We start from the raw sequence: 14,724 nt of genomic DNA, 5'->3' as shown, positions 1-14,724 counted from the left end.
TTGTCTAAAGAACTCTATAGTCATTTTCATTCAGACGAACATTACTTTGTAGATAAAGCCTGGGATTGGGTGGAGCGGGCGGCACAGAACCACGCCGTGAAGCTGACTGATTTTCTGGATCCCAGACAAGCTTTCATCTTAACCTCACTCGTGAATCGGCATCCGGATGTGCACTGCCGGTTCGACGGCGGCTATCCGGATGCGGAACGCAGAAGGGCGCTAGTCGCCCCTGATTACCGGACATTGGATGAGGAAGATATGGAGATGGCTGTTCTCTCCGTTTCATCCGGGGACGGTAAATTTTTAACATTAGAACATGGGGATTACATGGGCGCCATTCTTGGACTCGGCATGAAGCGAGACAAGGTTGGCGATATTCATGTTATAGAGGGTGGCTGCCATTGCCTAGTTACCCGTGATGCAGCCGATTATTTGCACTTAAACTTGTCACAAGTTCATAGAGTCCATGTTCAGACAGAACTGCTTCCATTGAATAAACTGGAGCTAGCAACTGTGAACCTGGACGAGCTGACGTTATCCGTTGCCTCCATGCGGATGGACGGTATTGTAAGCGATGTATTCAGGCTTAGCCGCGCTAAAGTGCTGATCCCTATTCAAGCCGGGCGCTGCCGCGTCAACTGGAAGCCGGAAGAAGATCCGAGTAAGCCGCTGAAAGAGGGCGACATGGTTTCTATGCAAGGATTCGGCAGATTCAAGGTGCTCGAAGTCGAAGGCGTAACGAAAAAAGGTAGGATTCGTGTGAAGATCGGCAAGTTTGCATGAACGTGGATAAATTATCCACGAACCATGCAGGAATTGCTAATTTTCTGTCGAACTGATTCAGTATAGATGTGCGTATTGCTGTGCAAAGCTGTGCAAAACGCAAAGGAGGGGCACTGATGCCATTAACACCGTTAGATATACATAATAAGGAATTTTCCCGTTCTTTTCGCGGATACGATGAAGATCAAGTCAATGAATTCCTCGATCAAGTCATTAAGGATTACGAGGCATTGATTCGTGAGAATAAAGACTTAGCTAATCAAACGGTGGCCCTGCAGGAGCGTCTGGATCATTTCACGAACATCGAAGACTCGTTAAGCAAAACGATCATTGTTGCCCAAGAAGCAGCGGATGAAGTTAGAAACAACGCCAAGAAAGAAGCGCAGCTGATCTTGAAGGAAGCTGAGAAGAATGCAGACCGGATTATTAACGAATCCTTGACGCGTTCACGTAAGGTAGCTCTGGAGATTGAAGAGTTGAAGAAACAAGCATCGATTTACCGTACGCGTTTCCGGACGTTGCTGGAAGCTCAGTTGGAGCTTCTAAACAATGAAGGCTGGCAGAGCATGCAGTTCGATCAAAAGGAAGAAGCCTAGGATGACGGCTGCCAGGCAGCTGTCATATTGACTATGTCTAGTGAATTCGTTATACTCCTTTTATTAGTATCTCAGTAAAGCTATGACTGGAACGAGTAAGTCGCCTAAGCAGTGTCAGCGAATTAGGGTATTGGTGTGAGCCTAATCTCTGCAGCGTACCGAATATCTCCCAGGAGCGTCTCTTGAATCAAGTAGAGAGAACCGGGTCATGCCGTTATACATGATCGAGTGAATGAGCGTGAAATTGCTGCGTTTAACGCGTCTTTTCGGTGGCTCATTAACGAGGGTGGTACCGCGAGTAGAGTTTCTCGTCCCTTTTAGGGGATGAGAGGCTTTTTTTGTTTTTTTGGATGATAAAATGTGTGAAGGTAAGAATGGAGTGGTTGAGTTGGATTATGGCAAAACATTAAATTTATTACAAACCGATTTTCCGATGAGAGGGAATTTACCTCAAGCGGAGCCGAAAATTCAAGAACATTGGGATGCCGAAGACATCTATGCCAAAGTGCAGGAGAGTCGCAAAGGCAGAGAGAAATTTATTTTGCATGATGGACCTCCATACGCCAATGGGGATATTCATATTGGACATGCACTTAACAAAGTGTTGAAAGATGTGATTGTTCGTTTTAAAACGCTGCAAGGATATGACGCTCCTTACGTGCCGGGTTGGGATACACACGGCTTGCCGATCGAGCAGGTGATTACGAACAGCGGGAAAGTCGACCGTAAGAAAATGACGGTCCCTGAATTCCGTGAATACTGCAAAGAATACGCGTTGCAATCCGTTGAGAAACAGAAGAGCCAATTCAAACGTCTAGGTATTCGAGGCGACTGGAAGAATCCGTATATCACTTTACTGCCGGAATATGAAGCGGGACAAATCCGTGTATTCGGCAAAATGGTGCAAAAGGGTTACGTCTATAAAGGTTTGAAGCCTGTTTACTGGTCTCCGTCTTCCGAAAGCGCTCTAGCTGAAGCGGAAATCGAGTACAAAGAAAAAACGTCCTCATCCATCTATGTGGCATTCCCGGTTAAAGACGGAAAAGGCAAGCTTCCTCAAGACGCAGCAATCGTCATCTGGACAACTACAGCTTGGACACTTCCCGCCAACTTGGGAATCTCCCTGCATCCGGAATTTGATTATGCTGTGGTGCAAGCCGGTGGGGAAAAATATGTGCTGGCGAAAGGCTTGCTGGAAGCAGCGGCCAAAGAAATCGGCTGGAGCGATTATGAAGTATTGTCGACAGTGAAAGGTCAAGAGTTGGAGTACGTGACTTGCCAGCATCCTTTCTATGATCGCGAATCCCTTGTTATGGTTGGCGAGCATGTTACGCTTGAAGCCGGTACAGGTTGTGTACATACGGCTCCAGGTCACGGGGAAGATGACTTTGCCATCGGTCAACGCTATAACCTCGGGGTCCTTTGTCCTGTGGATGACCAAGGTCATTTTACAGCGGAGGCACCTGGATTTGAAGGCATGTTCTATGAAAAAGGCGGCAAGCTGATCATTGAGAAACTGCAGGAATCAGGCTTATTGCTAAAAGCAGGGGAAATTCAGCATCAATATGCGCATGACTGGCGTACAAAGAAACCGGTTATTTATCGTGCTACGGAGCAATGGTTTGCTTCAATCGATAAATTCAGACAAGAGATGTTGGATGAAATCAAGAAAGTAAAATGGACGCCAGAGTGGGGAGAATTGCGCCTGCACAACATGATCGCCGATCGTGGAGACTGGTGTATTTCGAGACAACGTTCATGGGGCGTACCCATCCCGATTTTCTATTGCCGCAGCTGTAATGAACCGCTCGTCAATGAACAAACGATTGAGCATGTGGCACAGCTATTTGAGCAAGAAGGATCGAACGCTTGGTTTATCAAAGAAGAGAAGGACCTGCTTCCTGCGGGAACTTGCTGCTCGAAATGCGGTCATGGCGAATTCCGCAAGGAAACAGACATCATGGATGTTTGGTTTGATTCCGGTTCCAGCCACGTAGCCGTGCTTGAGGCACGTCCTGAGCTTCAATGGCCGGCAGATTTGTACCTGGAAGGTTCTGACCAATATCGTGGTTGGTTTAACTCTTCCTTGATTACCGGTGTTGCGACGAAAGAGCAATCTCCTTACAAAGGCATTCTAAGTCACGGTTTCACATTGGACGGAGAAGGACGCAAGATGTCCAAGTCCATTGGGAACACGATTGATCCTAATGTGGTTTGTGGCAAGCTTGGTGCTGATATTCTGCGTCTATGGGTATCCTCTGTGGATTACCAATCAGATCACCGGATTTCGGACAACATTTTGAATCAAACAACGGAAGTTTATCGCAAAATCCGTAACACGATGCGTTTCTTGCTCGGGAACTTGAGTCACTTTAATCCAGAGACAGATCGTGTAGCTGTTGAAAATATGTCAGAGCTTGACCGTTATGCATTGATCCGTCTGAACCGGATGATTGATAAGGTTATCAAAGCTTATGATGCTTATGAGTTCAACATTGTATATCAAACGATTCATCATTTCTGCGCGGTTGAAATGAGCTCTTTCTACTTGGATATTATCAAGGACCGCTTATATGCGAACGCACCGCAAGATCCAGCACGGAAAGCTTCGCAAACGGTGTTGTATGATTCATTAGTTGCTGTGACTAAGCTAATTTCACCAATCTTGGCTCATACAGCTGACGAAGTATGGAAGTACATCCCTGGAGTAGCATTAAGCAGTGTTCAGTTGGCTGAGCTGCCGGAAGTGGATTCGAGCTTGTACAATGTGGAATTGGAAAATAAATGGAACAGCTTCCTTGATATTCGCGACGAAGTGTTGAAAGCACTAGAAGAAGCGCGTAAAGAGAAAGTCATCGGTAACTCCTTAGGGGCTGCTGTGCACCTGTATCCGAGTGAAGCGACTTTTGGCCTGCTTAGCCAACTTGAACAGTTGGATCAATTGTTCATCGTGTCCGCTGTAAGTGTACATCAGCCAGGAACGAGTGCACCTGAGGGGGCTCATCAGACGAAGGATTTAGCTATTGCTATTGAAGTAGCGGACGGCGAGAAATGCGAGCGCTGCTGGATAGTGACTCCAGAGGTTGGGCAAAGTAAAGAACATCCAACACTATGCGTCAGATGTAATGACGTGGTTACTGCTCATTACCACGAGTAAGAAACGAGCAAACGAGCTTGCGCTGTTATAGCGAAGCTCGTTTGTCCTGTTTATTTTAGAGCGGCTCGTCATCAAGGGAACGGTTTTCCGGCTCAAGAAAAGGGTCGCCTTCATCGCTGTGCATATAATCCCGGTAAGCTTTGCTGCGCACAATGGTGACATGCTCACCATATAAGTCTGTCGCTACGAAGCTTTCGAAAGATTCAACATAGCCGACATTTTCATCAGCTTCAATATACATTTCGTTGTAATTCTCAACGTTTGGGTCTTCTGCGAAGGCAGGCGTATTGGATGTGCCCCAGCTTTCAACGATTTGCCAAGCGTCCTCACCGTCAAATTCGGTTTCGTCATTACGCTCGTCAAAGCTTGTCCGGCCAAAAGGCGGATAAAGCACTTGCTCCTCAACCGGTCTTCTGATGGACTGTTCTGGATCAGGCACATGCTCTTTGCAGTAGAGCGTAGTTGGAATGGCCTGCAAGCGTTCAAAAGGAATTGGGCTATCGCAAAAGATACAGTGGCCATAGTCACCTTTTTCCATATGTGCTAAGGCTTCATCAACCTGCCTCAAGTGAAATTCAGCATGCTCATTGAGCGAGATATCTTTTTCACGTTCGAAGATTTCTGAGGCCACGTCAGCAGGATGGTTATCATACATCGAGAGTTCACCCGTACCGTCTCTGAAAGAGTTTGACAGGCCATAATGATCGTTCGTGGCAAAATGTTTTTCAAGACCAAGCTTTTCCTCCAATAATTGCAAATATAATTGATTTGATTGCTCCTCGGTTAGATGGCTCATAGGTCGTACAGCTCCCTTCTTACAGCTGATCCTTACCGTTATAATGCCGAGCAGCCGCGTTTTTTAGTGAGGTAATTCCTTGAAATTAAGGTACCTTTCTTGCTTAGGGATATATGTGAATGTTTATGAAGTGGGTTTTTGCAGAGGCAGAGCTCTTAGGAGGAAAAGAAATGAAGTATATGAAGTATTATTTCTATGCGTTAATCGTCTTTATTTTGGATCAAGTGTCCAAATGGTTCATCGTAAAAAGAATTCCGCTTGGCGAAGAAAGATCTGTCATTGGTGAGTTTTTCATGATCACTTCCCATCGAAACCGGGGAGCCGCATTCGGCATTTTACAAAACCAACGATGGTTTTTCATTATCATTACGACTTTTGTGTTGATCGGTATCATCTGGTATATGCGTCGGACAATTCGTGAGAATAAAACATTGTTGACATGCGCACTTAGCTTACTCCTCGGGGGAGCTATCGGAAACTTTGTAGACCGCGCGTTATTCGGAGAAGTGGTGGATTTCCTGCAGGTGACTTTTGATTTCAGCTTGTTCGGTAAGGACATTTATTACATTTATCCGATTTTCAATATTGCTGATTCCGCCATCGTGATCGGGGTTATCCTCATTTTCTTAGATTCAATTCTTGCGTGGAGAAAAGAGAAAAAAGGAGCCGCTCATGAACACAAATCAGACCTCGTCTGACATGGCATCTCAAGATGTTATCGAATGGACAGTTGATAAAGAGTATGCGGGTGAACGGATCGATAAATTCATCACCGAAGCGTTGGAAGAAGATGTGTCCAGAACCTTGGTGCAGCAATGGGTCAAAGACGGGCATGTTAAGGTAAATGAGAAAACGATCAAACCTAACTATAAGCTCTCGGAACAGGATGCGATTTCGCTGCAAATACCTGACCCGCAAGGTGTCGAGCTGATTGCTGAAGACATTCCGCTTCAAGTGGTATACGAAGACGCGGATGTCATCGTCATCAACAAGCAGCGCGGGCTCGTTGTTCATCCTGCGCCAGGGCACTATTCAGGTACGTTAGTGAATGCCTTGATGCATCATTGCAAGGATCTTTCCGGAATCAACGGAGAACTTCGTCCTGGCATTGTACACCGCATCGATAAGGACACATCCGGCTTGATTATGTCAGCTAAGAATGACAAGGCACATGCGAGTCTGGCTGAGCAATTGAAGGCACACACGGTTAATCGCAAATATATCGCGTTAGTCCACGGACACCTTCAGCATGATCAAGGCACGATCGATGCGCCGATTGGACGCGATTCACATGACCGTAAGATGTACACGGTGACGGAGAAAAACAGCAAGCATGCGGTGACTCATTTCGTCGTGCTGGAACGTTTCGGCGATTTCACTTTGGTGGAACTCAAGCTAGAAACGGGGCGAACGCACCAAATTCGCGTGCACATGAAGTTTATTGGACATCCCTTAGTCGGAGATCCGATGTACGGCAAGAGCAAAGGGATGTTGATGGATGGTCAAGCGCTGCATGCCGCAGTGCTAGGCTTCGAGCATCCTCGGACAGGGGAATGGCTGCAGTTCGAAGCGCCGATTCCTTCGGACATGGAGCACCTACTGCAAACGATACGAACATCCTAAGGTTCATCTGATGGGGAGAGGAGCGAATCATATGGAGCATTTAATTAATCCACAAGTAAAAGACATTCAGATTTCGGGTATTCGTAAAATCTCCAATCTGGTCAGCACCATTCCGGGTGCACTGACGCTTACGATCGGACAACCGGATTTCCCGACGCCGCGGCATATTATTGAAGCGGGACAGAGGGCGCTGGACGAAAATAAAACCGTCTATACGCAAAATCCGGGTTTGCTTGAGCTTAGACAAGCGGTATCTCACTTTGTGAAAGTGAAATATGGCCAAACCTACCGTGCAGCAGATGAAATCATCGTGACTGCCGGCGCAAGCCAAGCGGTCGATATTACGCTGCGGACCATTCTTACGCCGGGTGCGGAAGTCATCTTGCCAGCACCGATTTATCCGGGGTACGAGCCCTTGATTCGACTTGCCGGCGGGGTTCCTGTCTATGTGGACACAAGAAAAAACGGCTTGAAATTAACAGCCGAACTATTAGCGCCACACTTAACGGACAAAACGCGCTGCGTGATCTTGTGTTATCCGTCCAATCCAACGGGCCAAGTGCTGTCGAAGCAAGAGTTGAACGACTTGGCACAGTTGTTGGAAGACCGTGAATTATTCGTTTTATCCGATGAGATATACAGCGAGCTTGTTTATGGGGAAACGCATCAATCCATTGCAACGATCGGCAACCTGCGTGAAAAAACGATCGTCATCAATGGGCTGTCCAAATCTCACGCCATGACAGGATGGCGAATTGGCTTCACCTTGGCGCCGGCTAACATAACGGAGCATATGGTCAAGGTGCACCAATACAATGTCACCTGCGCCAGCTCCGTAAGCCAATACGCGGCTTTGGAAGCATTGACAGTAGGGATCGACGATGCACTTCCGATGCGAGCAGAATATGAAGCTCGCCGAGACTACGTCTATAATCGTTTGATGGCCATGGGCTTTGAGCTGGATAAGCCGGATGGGGCGTTCTATTTGTTCCCGTCCATCGCCAAATTCGGATTATCCTCGCAAGAGTTCACGATGAGACTGCTTCAAGAAGAGCATGTCGCGGTCGTGCCTGGGGATGCTTTTACCTCCTACGGGGAAGGTTTTATCCGTATCTCCTATGCGTACTCGCAGGAAGTACTGGAAGAATCGCTGAATCGTGTGGAACGTTTTATCAGCAAATTGTAAGACGCAAAAAACCTCCAAAGCTCTAAGGCTTGGAGGTTTTTTTGTATCCACTTATTGAGATTTAAAATGGAAGTAAGCTGTAATGGTGTTAATAGCAACTTCAATCGCCCGTTCATCCGGGTCAAGCTTGGCATTGTGCAGTCCGTGAGGCGTATCTACCCCTAACCAGAACATGAAACCGGGAATTTGCTCCAAAAAGTAGCCGAAGTCTTCACCGGTCATAGCTTCTGTACATTCCACAAGCTGAACTTGATCGGTTGTTCGCAGCCACGCCATGAACTCCCCGGTCAAAGCAGGATCGTTAAAAACTTGACGGTAGTTTGAACCGTAATCGATCGTTACTTTGCATTCAAAAGAGCTTTCGATGCCAGATGCGATGGCCTCAATCCGTTTCTTGATCTTGTCCATCGAACCAGCGGAAAGCGTGCGAATCGTGCCTTCCAAGCGCCCCTTTTCGGCAATGATGTTCTGTTTGGTGCCAGCCTCCATTTTGCCGATGGTCACGACAGCCGAATCCAGCGGATTCACATTACGGGAAACGATGGTTTGTAGTTGGCCAACCATTTGCGTCGCCGCGATAATCATGTCATTCGCTTGATGCGGGTAAGCTGCATGTCCGCCTTTGCCTAGCAGGTCGATGAACAACTCAGAAGTGTTGGCGAACAAGATCTCAGGGCGTGTGGCAATGGTGCCAACCGGGTATTCAGGCGCGATATGGAGGGCAACCATTTGATCCGGCATCCAGTCCTGCAGTTCTTCCGAAGCAAGCATGGGCATTGCGCCCCCAGGTCCTTCTTCAGCCGGCTGGAACAAGACAACAAGATCATCCTTCATAGGCTGTTCAACAAAATGGGTGATCACGCCCATCCCGATAGACATGTGAAAATCATGACCGCAGGCGTGCATGTACCCAGGATGCTGCGATGGAAACGGAAGTGTGGTTTCTTCCGTAATCGGCAGCCCGTCCATATCCGCCCGATAGCCAAAGCGTTTGGTCGGATTTGTTCCTTTGATATAAACCAAAATGCCTGTCCGCCAAGTCCGGATGCTGATCCGATCCTGAGGCAGCTTAGCAAGTTCGTCTAAGAGCAGCTTTTGCGTCTTGAACTCTTGAAAGCCCGGCTCCGGGATTTGGTGAAGCTGACGACGCAATGCGATGAAAGGGCTAGACATAGGTGTTCCTCCAGATGATCTTACAGGGTACGCAGATCTTGTAAGATTTCTGTTTTGGATTTTGTTTTATCGTCAACTTTCTTGATTACACGAGCAGGAGCGCCTGCAACAACCGTGTACTCTTCAACATCTTGTGTAACGATAGCGCCTGCAGCTACTACGGAACCTTTACCAATGCGAACGCCTTCCAGGATAACGGCATTTGCGCCTACAAGCACGTCATCTTCGATAACGCAAGGTTGTGCGGAAGGAGGCTCAATAACGCCGGCAACAACTGCACCTGCGCCGATGTGACACATTTTACCGATTTGCGCTCTGCCGCCAAGAACAGCGTTCATATCGATCATGGTGCCGTCGCCTACGGATGCACCGATGTTAATAAGAGCGCCCATCATGATAACCGCGTTGTCTCCGATATGTACTTTATCGCGAATAACCGCACCTGGCTCGATACGAGCGTTGATTCCTTTAAGATCAAGCATAGGAATTGCGGAGTTGCGGCGGTCTGATTCAACCACGTAATCAACGATTTGCTCTTTGTTGGCTTCAAGCACAGGGGAGATTTCGCTCCACTCGCCAAATACGACGCCGCTGCCCCCGGAAATGAAGGATTGGCTGCCTTCTCCGAATTCAATACCTTCAAGGTTTCCTTTTACATATACTTTAACGGGAGTTTTTTTCTTGCTTTCTTTAATAAACTGGATGATTTCTAACGTATTCATTTCGCTCATGGTGACATCTCCTTAAATTAAATTGACTCTCCTATATTATCAGATAGGGGGCGACGTGAAAAGGACTGCGTACCGAGTCGAATCAACTCGCGTGCGCAGTCCATTGATTATGAGATGGCTTTTGATGCAAATTGGCTGTTATACAGGTCGGCATAGAAGCCATTTTGCGCTAAAAGCTGCTCGTGTGTCCCCTGTTCAATAACAGTTCCATGATTCATCACCAGAATGAGATCAGCGTCACGGATGGTGGATAAGCGATGGGCAATAACAAAGCTCGTTCGGTTCTCCATCAGATTGTTCATCGCCCTCTGAATGGAGACTTCTGTGCGGGTATCTACAGAGCTTGTCGCTTCATCAAGAATCAAAATCGCTGGATCCGCCAAAATTGCTCGAGCAATGGTAAGCAGCTGCTTTTGACCATGGGAGAGATTGGAAGCTTCTTCATTTAAAATGGTGTTGTATCCATCCGGTAGCGTTCGAATGAAATGATCGGCATACGCTGCGCGAGCCGCATTCACGATTTCTTCCTCGGATGCACCGTCTCGCCCGTAAGCGATGTTCTCCCGAATCGTGCCATTGAACAGCCACGTGTCTTGAAGCACCATGCCGAACAGTCCACGAAGGTGGCTGCGAGACATTTTACGGGAATCAACGCCGTCGATAGATATCGTTCCGCCTTTTAGCTCATAGAACCGCATGAGCAGGTTAACGATGGTCGTTTTCCCCGCACCGGTCGGGCCGACGATAGCCACGGTTTGACCTGGCTCGACTTCGATGTTCATATGCTCAATGAGCGGCTCATCCTTTTTATAGGAGAAAGCGACCTCGTTGAACTGGACATGCCCGCGCACCTGCGTAACGGACTTGACTGCGGTGTCCTCGAGTACCTCTTCAGGCTCATCCAGCAGTTCGAAGATCCGTTCCGCGGCTGCAATGGTGGACTGAATAATGTTTGCGATGTTCGCAACCTGCGTGATGGGCATCCCGAATTGCCCGGAGTACTGGATGAAAGCCAAAATATCGCCAATTTTGATCACGCTGTGTGTCACCATGATACCGCCAATGACACTGACGAGTACATATCCAATATTTCCGATAAATGACATGAGGGGGAAGATCATCCCGGAAATAAATTGTGCCTTCCATCCGGAATGATACAACCTGTCATTGATTTCATTGAATTTCTCAATAGAGTGGCGTTCACGCCCGAATGCTTTGACAATGGTATGTCCCGTGTACATTTCCTCGACGTGGCCATTGAGCTCGCCAAGTGTTTTTTGCTGACCTTTGAAATATTTCTGGGAGCGGGAAGCAATCATCTTCGTTGCCATAATGCTTAAAGGCAGTGTGATGATGGTAACCAACGTCAACAGGGGACTAATGGTGAGCATCATAATGATAATCCCGACCAGCGTGACGATGGATGTGATTAGCTGAGTTAAACTCTGCTGCATGGTCGAAGAGATCGTATCGACATCGTTCGTTGCACGACTCATCGTATCTCCATGACTGCGGGAATCAAAGAAAGAAAGTGGTACCCGAGTCAGTTTATCGCTAATGTCTTTGCGGAGATTAAACACAATTTTCTGAGTAACACCAACCATAATCCTTTGCTGGATAAAAGTTAAAACAGAGCTGAATAGGTAAAGCGCAGCTAGTATCAAAACAATTTGAAGCAGCGCATCAAAGTCAATTCTCGCGCCGGGCACACCCTTCAGCTTAGCCATAGAGCCTTCATACAGCTTTGTTGTTGCATTCCCCATAAGCTTGGGACTAACGATGCTGAAAACCGTACTGAGCACGGCTGCTATAAAAACAGAAATGATTAATACTCGAAAAGGTTTCATATAGCCGGACAGCCGACGCAAGGTACCTTTGAAATCCTTTGCTTTCTGGACGGGCATGCCCATCGCACCCATACCGCCTCGGCCAAAATGAGCTGGATTAACACCTTGGGAGGAAGGACGCTGCCCGTTTCTCGGTTGATCACTCATGCAATTTCCTCCTCTGACAGCTGGGAAGCCACGATTTCTTGATATACACCGCAGGTGCTCATCAGCTCGGCATGTGTGCCGATCCCGGCAATGCGTCCGTCTTCTAGTACGATAATCCGGTTGGCATCCATGATGGTGCTGACTCGCTGAGCTACGATGATTTTCGTCGCTTGCGCGGTTTCAGCTTTAAGTGCCGCTCTCAGCTTTGCGTCCGTTTTGAAATCAAGCGCAGAGAAGCTGTCGTCGAAGACGTAGATTTCCGGTTTGCGAGCGAGGGCTCGAGCAATGGCTAACCGCTGCTTCTGGCCACCGGATAAATTCGTGCCTCCCTGAGCCAGGATGGATTGATAGCCGTCTTTCAATTCGGCAATGAAATCTGCGGCTTGCGCTGTCTGCGCAGCCTGTTGGATTTCTTCCTCCGTCGCAGACTCGCGTCCGAACCGGATGTTGTCGGCAACCGTACCGGAGAAGAGCGCTGCTTTTTGTGGGACATATCCAATTTGTTGCCTCAGGCTATCTATTTTCAATGTTGGCAAAGAATGGCCGTCAATCGTAATGCTGCCTTCATTAACATCATAAAAGCGCAGCAGCAAATTGATCAGGGTCGTTTTGCCAGAACCCGTACCGCCAATAATGGCTGTTACTTCACCCGGCTCTGCGCGGAATGAAATATCACGGATCGCAGGCTGCTCGGCGCCAGGATAGCTGAAGGTTACATGTTTAAATTCAATCGCTGCCTGATCGGAGGGAAGGGTCTTTGCCTCTTTGGTATTATGTATCGTGGAGGTCAAAGCCAGAACTTCATTAATACGTCCGGAAGAGGCGGAGGCTCTTGGAATCATCATGAAAATCATTGTCATCATGAACATTGAAAACATAATTTGCATCGCATATTGAATGAAAGCCATCAAATCGCCAATTTGCATCTGTTGGCTATCAATGCGTATTCCCCCATACCAGAGGATCACGACAATCCCCAAATTAAAAACCAACATCATGATTGGCATCATCGTCGCCATGATTGTGTTCACTTTGATGGCTGTTTGGGTGTAATCAAGATTCGCTTTTTCAAACTTCGTCTGTTCATGACCGGAACGGTTAAAAGCGCGAATGACTCGGATACCGGTCAAATTCTCGCGAAGCACGAGATTGATGGCATCTATTTTGACTTGCAGCACCTTAAATAGAGGAAGCCCTTTGGACATGATTCCTATGATTGCTAATGCGAGAATCGGAATGACGGCAATGAGGACAATGGCCAGATGGGCATCCTTGTAGGTCGCCATGATTACACCGCCGATCAGCATTGTCGGCGCACCGATGAACATCCGCATCATAACGATCACTTGCTGTACTTGTGCGATGTCATTGGTGGTTCGTGTAATCAGGGAGGAGGTGCCGACCTTGTCAAACTCATTTAATGAAAAGCTCTCGACATGGCTAAAAAGCTTGCGGCGCAAATCTCTGCCGAATCCAGTAGCTGTCCGTGCCAGCAAGTAGCTGGCGATCATAACGCAAACCATCGCGCCCATAGCTACCAAAAGCATGTAGGCCCCATAACGGAGAATATAGGCAACATCCCCATTCAAGACTCCGACATCGACGATGTCCGAGAGCAAAGTGGGGAGATACAGTTGGGACAATGACTGAAGGAGCATTAAGGCGATGATGGCTGTAACTGAAACTTTGTACGGGTTCAAAAGTCTAAACAGTTTGAACAAATGTTTTCCTCCTTAGGGAATTGTGAATAAATGCCAGAATGTGAATTTTGATATGTAAATTATAACACATGATAAAATATCTGTTCAAAAATTCAATGGAATTCTTATTGACTTATTGTGTCGAAAGTGGCATAATTCTTTTAATTACATATGTACCTTTAAAAACAGTCCAGAGAGGCTGGCAAGGTAGTCGATAAGAAAAGACGGGATAAATTGAATCGCGAATTCAGTTTATGAACAAGCTTGGGGATGTGCGCATCCTTATGCCCCGCTCTGTATCTTTATGCACGCTAACTCCTTGCCAATGAATGGGCAAGGAGTTTTTTGGTGTGTTTTAACCTGGCCAAAACTCAACTAATGCTTACGATGCCAGTTTTGCTAAAGCAAAACTCTCAGGAGGCGAATCAAATGAACGAAGCAGCCGAACACACGATTATAGACGAAATGGGAATTCGCCGTGCTCTTACGCGGATTGCGCATGAGATACTTGAAAAGAATAAAGGGGTAGAAAATTGTACCCTAATTGGGATTCGGACACGAGGCATTTACTTAGCGAAGCGAGTCGCTGAGAGAATCTTAGAAATCGAAGGCGTACCGGTTCCTGTCGGCGAGATTGATATCACTTCGTATCGAGACGACCGCGTCAAAGTGAAATCGGTCGAGAACGTTCAGGAAGGCGGCCGCATCCAAATTCAAGACCGGAAAATCATTCTGTTCGACGATGTCCTGTTTACGGGACGCACCGTGCGGGCAGCTATGGACGCTTTGATCGACTTAGGCAGGCCGCAAATGATCCAGTTGGCCGTGCTTGTGGACAGAGGGCATCGCGAACTGCCGATCCGCCCGGATTATGTAGGAAAGAACGTGCCTACCTCCAAAAGTGAAAGCATTGAAGTGCTGCTAACGGAAATTGACGACAAAGACGGCGTCATTATACTTCAACAGAGGGGGAAACAGGAGTGAG

At 47.4% G+C, this 14,724-nt stretch carries 12 protein-coding genes and 1 other annotated feature; of the genes, 7 read left to right on the top strand and 5 right to left on the bottom strand.

What is annotated here, in order from left to right; genetic code table 11:
• From RQP52_RS10895 to ileS, 3 genes are all read left to right on the top strand, one after another.
• Positions 1 to 783, top strand: coding sequence for a YlmH family RNA-binding protein (locus RQP52_RS10895; RefSeq protein WP_315951380.1), 783 nt, complete (start codon positions 1 to 3; stop codon positions 781 to 783).
• Positions 784 to 899: 116 nt separating this feature from the next.
• Positions 900 to 1,379 carry a DivIVA domain-containing protein gene (locus RQP52_RS10890; protein WP_127452003.1) on the top strand — a complete coding sequence of 160 codons (480 nt, stop codon included), beginning with the start codon at positions 900 to 902 and terminating at the stop codon, positions 1,377 to 1,379.
• Between the two features lie 73 nt (positions 1,380 to 1,452).
• Positions 1,453 to 1,698: a binding site (T-box leader), on the top strand.
• 69 nt (positions 1,699 to 1,767) lie between these two features.
• A complete protein-coding gene (gene ileS, locus RQP52_RS10885; RefSeq protein WP_315951513.1) occupies positions 1,768 to 4,536 on the top strand; it encodes an isoleucine--tRNA ligase in 2,769 nt (922 codons plus the stop codon).
• 55 nt (positions 4,537 to 4,591) lie between these two features.
• Here the strand turns inward: ileS and RQP52_RS10880 are convergent, their stop codons facing one another.
• Positions 4,592 to 5,332 (bottom strand): TraR/DksA C4-type zinc finger protein, encoded by a 741-nt coding sequence (locus RQP52_RS10880; protein WP_315951379.1) that lies wholly within the window; start codon positions 5,330 to 5,332, stop codon positions 4,592 to 4,594.
• 179 nt (positions 5,333 to 5,511) lie between these two features.
• On the opposite strand from RQP52_RS10880, the gene lspA reads away from it, so the two are divergent.
• Genes lspA through RQP52_RS10865 form a run of 3 tightly spaced genes read left to right on the top strand, consistent with a single transcriptional unit; the run spans position 5,512 to position 8,141 of the window.
• Complete coding sequence (lspA, locus tag RQP52_RS10875) at positions 5,512 to 6,030, top strand: signal peptidase II (protein WP_315951511.1); 519 nt, start codon at positions 5,512 to 5,514, stop codon at positions 6,028 to 6,030.
• 1 nt (position 6,031) lies between these two features.
• The gene (locus tag RQP52_RS10870) at positions 6,032 to 6,955 is read left to right on the top strand and encodes an RluA family pseudouridine synthase (protein WP_315951378.1); all 924 of its coding nucleotides are present in this window, start codon (positions 6,032 to 6,034) and stop codon (positions 6,953 to 6,955) included.
• Positions 6,956 to 6,986: 31 nt separating this feature from the next.
• Positions 6,987 to 8,141 (top strand): aminotransferase A, encoded by a 1,155-nt coding sequence (locus tag RQP52_RS10865; protein WP_315951377.1) that lies wholly within the window; start codon positions 6,987 to 6,989, stop codon positions 8,139 to 8,141.
• A 51-nt stretch (positions 8,142 to 8,192) separates the two neighbouring features.
• Here RQP52_RS10865 and RQP52_RS10860 read toward each other — a convergent pair whose 3' ends face one another.
• The 4 genes from RQP52_RS10860 to RQP52_RS10845 form a co-directional block, all read right to left on the bottom strand.
• A complete protein-coding gene (locus tag RQP52_RS10860; RefSeq protein WP_315951376.1) occupies positions 8,193 to 9,314 on the bottom strand; it encodes an N-acetyldiaminopimelate deacetylase in 1,122 nt (373 codons plus the stop codon).
• A gap of 20 nt (positions 9,315 to 9,334) precedes the next feature.
• Entirely contained in the window at positions 9,335 to 10,045 is a 711-nt protein-coding gene (gene dapD, locus RQP52_RS10855) for a 2,3,4,5-tetrahydropyridine-2,6-dicarboxylate N-acetyltransferase (RefSeq protein WP_127452012.1), read from the bottom strand.
• A gap of 107 nt (positions 10,046 to 10,152) precedes the next feature.
• Positions 10,153 to 12,039 carry an ABC transporter ATP-binding protein gene (locus tag RQP52_RS10850; protein WP_315951375.1) on the bottom strand — a complete coding sequence of 629 codons (1,887 nt, stop codon included), beginning with the start codon at positions 12,037 to 12,039 and terminating at the stop codon, positions 10,153 to 10,155.
• A complete protein-coding gene (locus tag RQP52_RS10845) occupies positions 12,036 to 13,760 on the bottom strand; it encodes an ABC transporter ATP-binding protein (protein WP_315951374.1) in 1,725 nt (574 codons plus the stop codon). The genes RQP52_RS10850 and RQP52_RS10845 overlap by 4 nt, the downstream gene beginning before the upstream one ends.
• Positions 13,761 to 14,168: 408 nt before the next feature.
• On the opposite strand from RQP52_RS10845, the gene pyrR reads away from it, so the two are divergent.
• Entirely contained in the window at positions 14,169 to 14,723 is a 555-nt protein-coding gene (gene pyrR, locus RQP52_RS10840; RefSeq protein WP_161406028.1) for a bifunctional pyr operon transcriptional regulator/uracil phosphoribosyltransferase PyrR, read from the top strand.
• The last annotated feature ends 1 nt before the right edge of the window (position 14,724 follow it).

The organism is Paenibacillus violae, assembly GCF_032461945.1.
GTDB lineage: Bacteria > Bacillota > Bacilli > Paenibacillales > NBRC-103111 > Paenibacillus_E > Paenibacillus_E violae.
This window is presented reverse-complemented; position numbering and strand designations above follow the sequence as displayed.

Excerpts from the sequence above, each read along its gene's own strand:
- RQP52_RS10890 (WP_127452003.1), top strand. The coding sequence starts at position 900 with ATGCCATTAACACCGTTAGATATACATAATAAGGAATTTTCCCGTTCT.
- RQP52_RS10880 (WP_315951379.1), bottom strand. The coding sequence starts at position 5,332 with ATGAGCCATCTAACCGAGGAGCAATCAAATCAATTATATTTGCAATTA.
- lspA (WP_315951511.1), top strand. The coding sequence starts at position 5,512 with ATGAAGTATTATTTCTATGCGTTAATCGTCTTTATTTTGGATCAAGTG.
- RQP52_RS10870 (WP_315951378.1), top strand. The coding sequence starts at position 6,032 with ATGGCATCTCAAGATGTTATCGAATGGACAGTTGATAAAGAGTATGCG.
- RQP52_RS10865 (WP_315951377.1), top strand. The coding sequence starts at position 6,987 with ATGGAGCATTTAATTAATCCACAAGTAAAAGACATTCAGATTTCGGGT.
- RQP52_RS10860 (WP_315951376.1), bottom strand. The coding sequence starts at position 9,314 with ATGTCTAGCCCTTTCATCGCATTGCGTCGTCAGCTTCACCAAATCCCG.
- dapD (WP_127452012.1), bottom strand. The coding sequence starts at position 10,045 with ATGAGCGAAATGAATACGTTAGAAATCATCCAGTTTATTAAAGAAAGC.
- RQP52_RS10850 (WP_315951375.1), bottom strand. The coding sequence starts at position 12,039 with ATGAGTGATCAACCGAGAAACGGGCAGCGTCCTTCCTCCCAAGGTGTT.
- pyrR (WP_161406028.1), top strand. The coding sequence starts at position 14,169 with ATGAACGAAGCAGCCGAACACACGATTATAGACGAAATGGGAATTCGC.